Origin of the sequence: Leptolyngbya sp. FACHB-711, from assembly GCF_014695615.1 — a bacterium.
GTDB lineage: Bacteria > Cyanobacteriota > Cyanobacteriia > Elainellales > Elainellaceae > Leptolyngbya_A.
The window spans coordinates 1-8,364 of the sequence record NZ_JACJOR010000578.1; the positions used below are offsets into that span (position 1 = coordinate 1).

General features: G+C 46.1%; 4 protein-coding genes and 3 pseudogenes. 3 read left to right on the top strand and 4 right to left on the bottom strand.

Going from position 1 to position 8,364, the window contains the following annotated elements; translation table 11 throughout:
• Nucleotides 1-345, top strand: a pseudogene (locus H6F80_RS29515) (hypothetical protein); the annotation flags it as partial.
• A 114-nt stretch (nucleotides 346-459) separates the two neighbouring features.
• Complete coding sequence (locus H6F80_RS28400) at nucleotides 460-2,115, top strand: IS1182 family transposase (RefSeq protein WP_190794871.1); 1,656 nt, start codon at nucleotides 460-462, stop codon at nucleotides 2,113-2,115.
• Between the two features lie 206 nt (nucleotides 2,116-2,321).
• Here the strand turns inward: H6F80_RS28400 and H6F80_RS28405 are convergent, their stop codons facing one another.
• Nucleotides 2,322-5,345 carry a Calx-beta domain-containing protein gene (locus tag H6F80_RS28405; protein WP_190794872.1) on the bottom strand — a complete coding sequence of 1,008 codons (3,024 nt, stop codon included), beginning with the start codon at nucleotides 5,343-5,345 and terminating at the stop codon, nucleotides 2,322-2,324.
• A 992-nt stretch (nucleotides 5,346-6,337) separates the two neighbouring features.
• Between H6F80_RS28405 and H6F80_RS28410 the strand changes: the two are divergent.
• Nucleotides 6,338-6,565, top strand: a pseudogene (locus H6F80_RS28410) (DDE-type integrase/transposase/recombinase); the annotation flags it as partial.
• A 62-nt stretch (nucleotides 6,566-6,627) separates the two neighbouring features.
• On the opposite strand, the gene H6F80_RS28415 reads toward H6F80_RS28410, so the two are convergent.
• The 3 genes and pseudogenes from H6F80_RS28415 to H6F80_RS29520 all read right to left on the bottom strand — a co-directional run.
• The gene (locus tag H6F80_RS28415) at nucleotides 6,628-7,383 is read right to left on the bottom strand and encodes a tetratricopeptide repeat protein (RefSeq protein ID WP_190794874.1); all 756 of its coding nucleotides are present in this window, start codon (nucleotides 7,381-7,383) and stop codon (nucleotides 6,628-6,630) included.
• A gap of 115 nt (nucleotides 7,384-7,498) precedes the next feature.
• Nucleotides 7,499-8,029: a DUF1036 domain-containing protein gene (locus H6F80_RS28420; RefSeq protein ID WP_190794875.1), complete on the bottom strand. Its 531-nt coding sequence runs from the start codon at nucleotides 8,027-8,029 to the stop codon at nucleotides 7,499-7,501.
• 50 nt (nucleotides 8,030-8,079) lie between these two features.
• Nucleotides 8,080-8,364: pseudogene (locus tag H6F80_RS29520) on the bottom strand (hypothetical protein); the annotation flags it as partial.

Genomic DNA, 8,364 nt, shown 5'->3' on the forward strand with positions numbered 1-8,364 from the left:
GATCTCTACACTCCCCATTTCCCGCTCGCCCTTTTTCTCCCTTCACCTGATTATCTCATCCCAAAATCCCCTCTACGCCTACTCCCTATCCCTTTTTTCTCGAAGGCGTTGCGCATTTCGTGGGGTAAAGCACGTCTACGAGCCGCGTTATATTTAGCGACCTTAAACTCAGCCCAAAATAACCCAATCATCAAAACGTTTTACTCTCGATTACGAGCAGCCGGGAAGCCAATGAAAGTAGCAAGGTGTGCAGCAGCGAGAAAGTTGTTACACATTGCCTGGGCAGTGGTGAAGAAGGGACAACCCTTTGATCCAAACTATGGCGTAAAAGAGCAAACAGCTTGACAAATCCCTACCGTATCTTCGCTGATACCGTTGGCGAATTCATCAGAGAAAAATCTAGGCAACTGGTCTCCCGTAAGATAAGGGTAACGGTACATGGCTGAACAGAGGTGCATTATGTCCATGCAGCCCCAACCCATTCCAACAGTTCCAGAAGACACCGCAGCAGTTGCACGAGCCGCCTTTCCTAAAGGCAACCTTTACCTCCAGATCCGCGACACCCTCGGCAGTATCTACCAGGATGAAACCTTCGCCTCTCTCTTTTCAAGAAGAGGACAACCTGCTCAGACTCCCTGGCAACTAGCGTTAGTTTGCGTGATGCAGTTCATTGAGAATCTGTCTGACCGACAAGCCGCAGATGCCGTTCGTGCTCGCATTGATTGGAAGTATGCCCTCAGCCTACCGCTAAGCGATCCAGGATTTGATTACTCCGTTCTCAGTGAGTTCCGCGAGCGGTTGATTGCAGGTAATGCCGAACAACTGTTGCTGGACAAATTATTAGAACAATTACGCGAAAAGAAACTGCTCAAGGGACACAAACGGCAACGAACAGATTCGACTCATGTTCTCGGTGCCATTCGGAGTTTGAATCGCTTAGAGACATTAGGAGAGACCTTTCGTGCTGCGCTCAATCACTTAACGGTTGTGGCTCCAGGCTGGCTTCAGGAATATCTACAAGTGGAATGGTTTGACCGCTATAGTCGCCGCACTGAGAACTATCGATTGCCAAAACTAGACAGCGAGCGAGAAGAATTGGGGGGCACGATAGGACAGGATGGATTTGCCCTGTTAGATGCCATTTATCAACCCTCCACTCCCGAATGGTTACGCCAGGTGCCAGCAGTAGAAACGCTCCGGCAAGTTTGGCTTCAGCAGTTCTATGCACCGACTGAAGCGGGACAAGTTCAATGGCGAACCCCGAAAGACATGCCACCCTCAACCCTTGCGATTCATTCTCCTTACGATGTGGAAGCCCATTACAGTTCAAAGCGAAGTGTGGATTGGGTCGGGTACAAAGTTCACGTCACTGAAATTTGTGATCAAGACTGTCCCCACTTTATCACTGGGGTTTGTACAACCTTATCGACCAAGACTGATGATGCAGTAGTTGATGATATTCATCAGACCTTATCTCAACAACAATTGCTACCCGAGAAACATCTGATGGATACAGGGTATGTAACGTCCGAACACATCGTCAACAGTGAGAAAAACTATGACATGAATCTGATTGGACCTGTTCGAGGCAATCCCAGTTGGCAGAGTCAGAAGAATGCAAAGTTTTCGTCTGAACAGTTTCAAGTTGATTGGGAGAACCAAGTGGTGACTTGTCCGAAAGGACATCAAAGTATCATTTGGCGAGACAAGATCGACAACCGAGGATTGCCTGTCATTCACGTTCATTTCTCCCAATCGGATTGTCGTAGCTGTCGAGTACGAAAGCAATGTACCCATTCAAAATTCGCTCGTAGAGTTACCCTGCAACCGCAGGCAAAATACGACGCTTTACAGCAGCGACGGCAGTTTCAAGAAACGTCAGAGTTTAAGAAGCTTTATCAACAACGAGCAGGGGTAGAAGGAACTTTATCACAAGGAGTAAGACGGTCGGGCTTGCGACAATCTCGCTACATAGGACTAGGGAAGACACATCTTCAGCACATCTTGATTGCGGCTGCCCTCAATTTGATTCGCTTGGGAGCTTGGTTGTTAGGAACTCCCCACGCACAAACTCGGCAGTCTCGATTTATGGAGCTGAAGCCTAAAATTGCCTAAGTTTTTCTCTGATGAATTCGCCAACGGTATCTTCGCTTCCCACACCCCAATTATCAAGTTCCAGCGGTTGTCCATTTCGGGAGATGAGGTGATTGAGGTGTATTAAATAAGGACAAGATAAGAACAAATGAACCAAAACGAGTTCTATCTTAGTTCTACTAAAACTGTCCAGACAGTGGATTACACCTCAACCAAACCTGAGTTGTTTATTTGACGATGACTAGATCCGATTTGGTTAAGTTTAAACCATTCGCTAAATCAGCAAATTGTCCACCAGAGCCGAAACCTGCTTTGCCACCATTCTCATTATAGAAGAGTGCCCCTGTTGAGCGCAGATAGGTGATTGAAGCGTCGCTGGTTCTGGCTTGAGCCGCATTCTTGACTGATGCAAATAAGGGTTGCCTCAATTTAGTGTAGGTTGTTCTATCCAGCACAATCTTGTCTTCACCTTTTTTGAAGTCGCTAATTTGGTCAACTCCCATCTGTTTCTTGCTAAACCGCTTACCCAAATCAAACACAAATCGATCTTTCCCTGCTCCACCAGTCAAAATATCGCTACCTGCTCCACCGTTAAGCTGATCATTGCCCGCTTCGCCATTCAGGTTATCTTGTCCTGCTTCACCGATAATCGTGTCATTACCAACACTACCAACTAAGATATCATTTTTAGGAGTTCCTACGATTTTTGGGTCTTTAGTGTCATCGTTCTGAATCGTACCCAATCCTTGGGCATCTGCCAATATGGCTTCAGTTGGATTAGATAACACTAGCGTAAACGTTTCATTACTTTCAACATTAGCGTCATTGATGATGGCAACATCAACGTTCTTAGCAGTTTCTCCAGGCGCGAAAGTGAGTTTACCCGCAGTAGATCCATAATCCGAGCCAGCGGTTGCAGTACCGTTTACAGTTTGGTAATCAACGGTAATCGCTTTACTAGTGGGCTGAGACAGAGTGACAGTGAATGTGGCTTTGCCGTTTGCTTCTGAGACAGTTTGGTCATTGACCGAGAGCGTCGGAGTAGGAGGGGCTGGATTAGGAATTTCAATAATTCCCTTGTAGTTCCCAGTTCCTGATACATCATCCCACCTACCATTGCTGCTGAGAATCGTAAAGTCTTGCCCTCCAATATTGTTGTCTGGTTGATTGGCTCCCCAGTTGGTGTAGGCACTGCTTTCTCCACTCACCCATTGGAATCCTTCTCTCGTAGTGGGGTCGTACTCTTTGCCTGCATCCGAGTAGCCAATCCACAGGTTTTGTCCTGCATACTTTCCTGCTAGAAATGCTTGTTCTTCAGCACTGTTGATTGTGACTAAATTGCCACCAAAAGAACGAGCTTGCTGTTGTGCTTCTCCCCAGTTACTCGCGGTAGACAACAAGTAGGTTTTGTCACCAAAGGTAACTGTTTCTGTGGCTTCTCGAACTGTGGCTTTGGCTTGACTGTCTCCTAAAATGGCATTAGTAGGAGAACTGAGATTCACAAAGAAGGTTTCCTCTGATACGGCATCAGCATCTTGAGAAACTGTGACACTGATTGTTTTTGTTGTTTCGCCTGGATTAAAAGTCAAAGTGTCGCTAGTCGCAAAATAGTCACCTCCTGCTACAGTTGTTCCATCGGCTGTACTGTAATTGACAGTTGCAACGTTGCTGCTATCGCCGTATCGACGAACAGTAAAAACTTCTTGCCTGATTCCGCCTACAGGTTCAACGATGCCGCGATCTTCAATCACGAGGATAGGAACAGCAGGATTCTTGATTTCAATGATGCCTCGGTAGATTCCTGTCCCTCCCACGTCCTCCCAACTGCCAGTGCTTCTGAGAACAGCAAAGTCCTGCCCCCCGATATTGTTATCTGGTTGATTGGCTCCCCAGTTGGTATAGGCACTGCTTTCTCCACTCACCCACTGAAAGGTTCCTTCTTTCCCAGCATCGTTATATCCAATCCAGAGATCCTGTCCTGCAAACAAGCCCGCCAAGAAAGTTTGTTCTGCTGCGTCGTTGACTGTCACCAAATTGCCCTGATAGCTCTGGGCTTCGACTTGTGCTGTACCCCAATTTTTAGGAGTAGTCGATAGGTAGATGCTATCTCTAAATGTATAAATTTGTCGCTGTCCCAGATCAGCAAGAGGTTCCGGGATTGAGGGAATTTCAACTATTCCTCGATAGTCCCCAGTTCCTGCTACGTCCTCCCAATTACCAGTGCTGCTGAGAATGGTAAAGTCTTGCCCTCCAATATTGTTGTCTGGTTGGTTGGCGCCCCAGTTCGTGTAGGCGCTGCTCTCTCCACTCACCCATTGAAACCCTTCTCTTGTAGTGAGGTCATACTCCTTACCCGCATCCGAGTAGCCAATCCACAGGTTTTGTCCTGCATACTTTCCTGCTAGAAATGCTTGTTCTTCTGCACTGTTGATTGTAACCAAATTACCACCAAAAGAACGAGCTTGCTGCTGCACCTCTCCCCAGTTGCCAGGGTTTGTGAGTAGGTAAGTCTTGCCCTTAAAGGTGACGGCTTCTGGCGCTTCTCGAATTGTGGCTCTGGATTGATTGTCTCCTAAAAAAGCATTGATAGGAGAATCGAGATTGACCAGAAAAGTTTCCCCAGAAGTAACGTCAGCATCTCGGTTAACGGTGACAGTAATCGTCTTTTCTGTCTCTCCCGGATTGAAAGTCAGTGTGCCATTAGTTGCTGTGTAATTGACTCCAGCAAGCCCTGTGCCATTAGCTGTGCTGTAATTGACGGTGGTGGAATTGCTGCTATTACCCAATCGCCTGACTTTGAACACAGCTTGTCTTGTACTGTCATAGGGTTCGACAATGCCGAGGTCTTCAATCATGAGAACAGGATTAGCGGGATTCTTGATTTCAATAATGCCTCGGTAGATTCCTGTCCCTCTCACGTCCTCCCAACTGCCAGTGCTGCTGAGAATGGCAAAGTCTTGCCCTCCAATATTGTTATCTGGCTGATTGGCTGCCCAGTTTGTATAGGCGCTATTCTCACCACTCACCCACTGAAAGGTTCCTTCGACTCCGGCATCGTTGTATCCAATCCAGCGATTTTGTCCTGCAAACAAGCCTGCCAGGAAAGTTTGCTCTGCCGCGTCGTTGACCGTCACCAAATTACCCTGATAGCTTTGAGCCTCGGCTTGGGCCGCTCCCCATGTGCCAAGAGCAGACAAGAGATAAATACTGTCTTGAAAGATGAAAACTTGCTTGTCGGTTAGGTTTGCCATAAGTTCCTTGAAGTGTAGAGTGGAATGTCTAGAATTGAACTCACATCATCGAGTCTTATTTACTGTTCTGCAAAATTTAGAATGCCGTACGCAAAATTCCGCAAATTGTTTTAGCACCCTGACAGGTATTTTCGTGGAGGTTTGCAGGCGATTAGTTTATTGCGTAACTTTTGCACGATCGCCAATTTGAAATCCAGTGCCACTGACGATTCTGCCAATTCCCGACCGCGCATCAACATGGGGCGTGGGAAGCAGCTCCTCTCTCTTTGTGTAATTAGCGAATTGTGCATTTCATTCTTTGTGTAATCTAGGAAAGGAATAAGGTCAACACGGAAAAATCAGAATGTACTTAGACCAATGGATGCTAAAGTCAACACCCTATTGCCCCATAGCCGTGAAACCTCAAGACTCATGCAAAAAAATTAAACAGTGTGGACGCTGCCCCTCTAAAGCGATCGCTCTAGAACTGCAAACACAAACTTTGACCCCGATCGAGTGCGTGTCAGTGTCCAAAATCCTGTAGACAAAGGATTTTTGTGATGTAAGAGATTTACAAAACCAAGTTGTAAAAATCAGATATTCAGTTGTTAATGCCCGACTTAGCAATCTCTGCCTTTCGGTAGCTTCCCGTACATATAAAATGAGGAGATCCGCAAAGACAATGAGATTTGAATAAGATTTACAAGAAGTTTATGAAAACAGCACGGATCAACCCGCATTTCACTCATTTTTGATCTTTAACGCTGCATCCAGCATCTTTTTAACTAAGAACGATCGATTAGATCTGATCCTTCATCTCGCTCCAGTCTCCAGAAAAGATAAACCCAGCGGTTGTGTTGCAAAAACTGGTGGATGGTAAGGTAAATAGACCTAACCTTGCCTTCTCCTCCTCCAATGTCTACGGCTTCTCTGTTTAAGTGGCGGCACTTTTTGCCCGAAATCATCCTGCTGAACGTGCGCCGGTATTGTCGCTATTCCCTCAGCGGACGAAATTGAGGCAGAGCAAGTATCTAAATAACGTTATTGAGCAGGATCATCGGAACATCAAGCGCATTGTGAAACCGATGATGGGGTTCAAGTCGTTCAATAGTGCCAGAAAGACTTTGAGTGCGATTGAAGCGATGAGTATGATTCGGAAAGGACAAGTCAAAGGAATCGAACAAGGGAATAGTGTCTCTCAAGCCAAGTTTGTTGAAGCCATCTTTGGAATTGCTGCTTAAGGGGATGTGAACGATACCGATCGTTTCCCCTTAACAAGTTCTTGCGACACAACTCAATGACTTTACTGCCGCAGCCGCGCTAACAAATCTACTGCCTCTCGATAGATGACAGTATCGCCCTTTTCATAGGCAATATCAGCCGCTTGCTCAAGATCCTCGATCGCCCTTTGAGTATCTCCAAGACTTGCATAACTCAAACCTCGTACTGTAAAAGCAGGGGCATAGGTAGAGTCAAGGTTAATTGCTTCGTTACAGTCTGCGATCGCGTTCTGATATTCTCCTAGTTCAACAAGAGTATTGGCTCGCCCCGTAAGGACAATAACGCTTTGGGGGTTGAGCTCAAGTGATTTGTTATAATCTGCTAACGCCCCCCGATAATCTTGTAAATAAGAACGAGCATTTCCTCGATTCCCATAATTACCAGAAGAAGGATCAAGCTGGACTGCCGTATCACAGTCATTTAACCCTTGCTGTGAATCGCCTAAATGAACAAGGAGCGCACAACGACGACTGTAGGCAAGCGCAAGCTGTGGATCAAGCTCGATCGCTTTGTTAAGATCTGCTACCGCTCCCAAATCATCACCCAAGTCATCGCGAGCCAGGCCTCGCCAACTCCATGCATCAGCAAAGCCGGGATCAAGTTGGATTGACTTACTAAATGCCTCCAGGGCTTCTTGAAACTCCTGCTTTTCTCGATGGGCTTTGCCCTGCTCAAAGTATTGTGAAGCGGAAGGGGTTAGAGTTCCTGCAGACGGACTTGGTGAAATTGGTTCAGGCGAGGGCGAATCTGGCTCTACACATCCATAGCCAGTGAACATCACTAGTAAAAGAATGCAGCTTGCTAGCAGTGATTGCTTCTTCTGATAGGAGAAGTTCTGTACCTTTAAATTTTTCACAATCTTAATTAGCATGATTTGCTTTAGAGATACTCGATCAAGGATTGAGGAGATTAAGTACATATCCACGAGAACCTCCAGTATCTACTTCCATGAATGGGCGGTTTTCATAGGGAGATGAACAGTTGCTCATGGGAGGGAGAGCAAATGCATCTGTTGGGTGGATACATATCGATCGCTCTCCAGTCCATTTAATTCCGCCAGATCCTTCAGCGTAAACATAAACGTATCGAGTCAATATATCGGAAGTTAGCTGTACACACTCACCTAAATCAACTCCTATCCAACCTCTTCTGACCCAAGCTTGACCCTCATACGCCGAGTAGGCAACACCAGCACGTTCATCACTTTTGTTACACACAAAAAGACCATTTGGAACATTTGGAACAATTGGATAATTTGGAAAGTTGAATGAAGCACCAGGATCATAAGGAGTCATATCCATCATTCCATCATCATCATTGTCGTAAGCCGGATTATAGGGATACGATTGTGCTGAGACAGCCTTTTGAAAAAATAAGGTGGACACAACAAAGACAATCAGAGAAACACATTGCATTGATCGCATAACGACCTCGCTTGAATAACTATTGTTTATGCAAAAGGCATTCTTCTAATTCACACTTGAACAGCCAAATTTGATCTTGTGGGCCTGAATCCATCTACCAAATCAGCAAACTGTCCCCCTGTGCCGAAACCGCCCTCTGCTTGATTCTGGTTGTAGTACAGCCTACCTGTGGGACGAATGTAAACAATGAGAGCATTACTCTTTTGAGCCTGGTTAGTCGACCCGTCAGAGGGAAAGCGAATTCGCTTTCCCTTGATTGTTTTGAAGGTAGTTTTATCTAAAACAATCCGATCAGCCCGATCGACGTCAAGGATTGTATCTACTCCGATCGATCG

What these genes read in the sequence shown, in the direction of transcription:
- H6F80_RS28415 (WP_190794874.1), bottom strand. Translation starts at nt 7,383, where the DNA reads ATGTTCACTGGCTATGGATGTGTAGAGCCAGATTCGCCCTCGCCTGAA.
- H6F80_RS28420 (WP_190794875.1), bottom strand. Translation starts at nt 8,029, where the DNA reads ATGCGATCAATGCAATGTGTTTCTCTGATTGTCTTTGTTGTGTCCACC.
- H6F80_RS28400 (WP_190794871.1), top strand. Translation starts at nt 460, where the DNA reads ATGTCCATGCAGCCCCAACCCATTCCAACAGTTCCAGAAGACACCGCA.
- H6F80_RS28405 (WP_190794872.1), bottom strand. Translation starts at nt 5,345, where the DNA reads ATGGCAAACCTAACCGACAAGCAAGTTTTCATCTTTCAAGACAGTATT.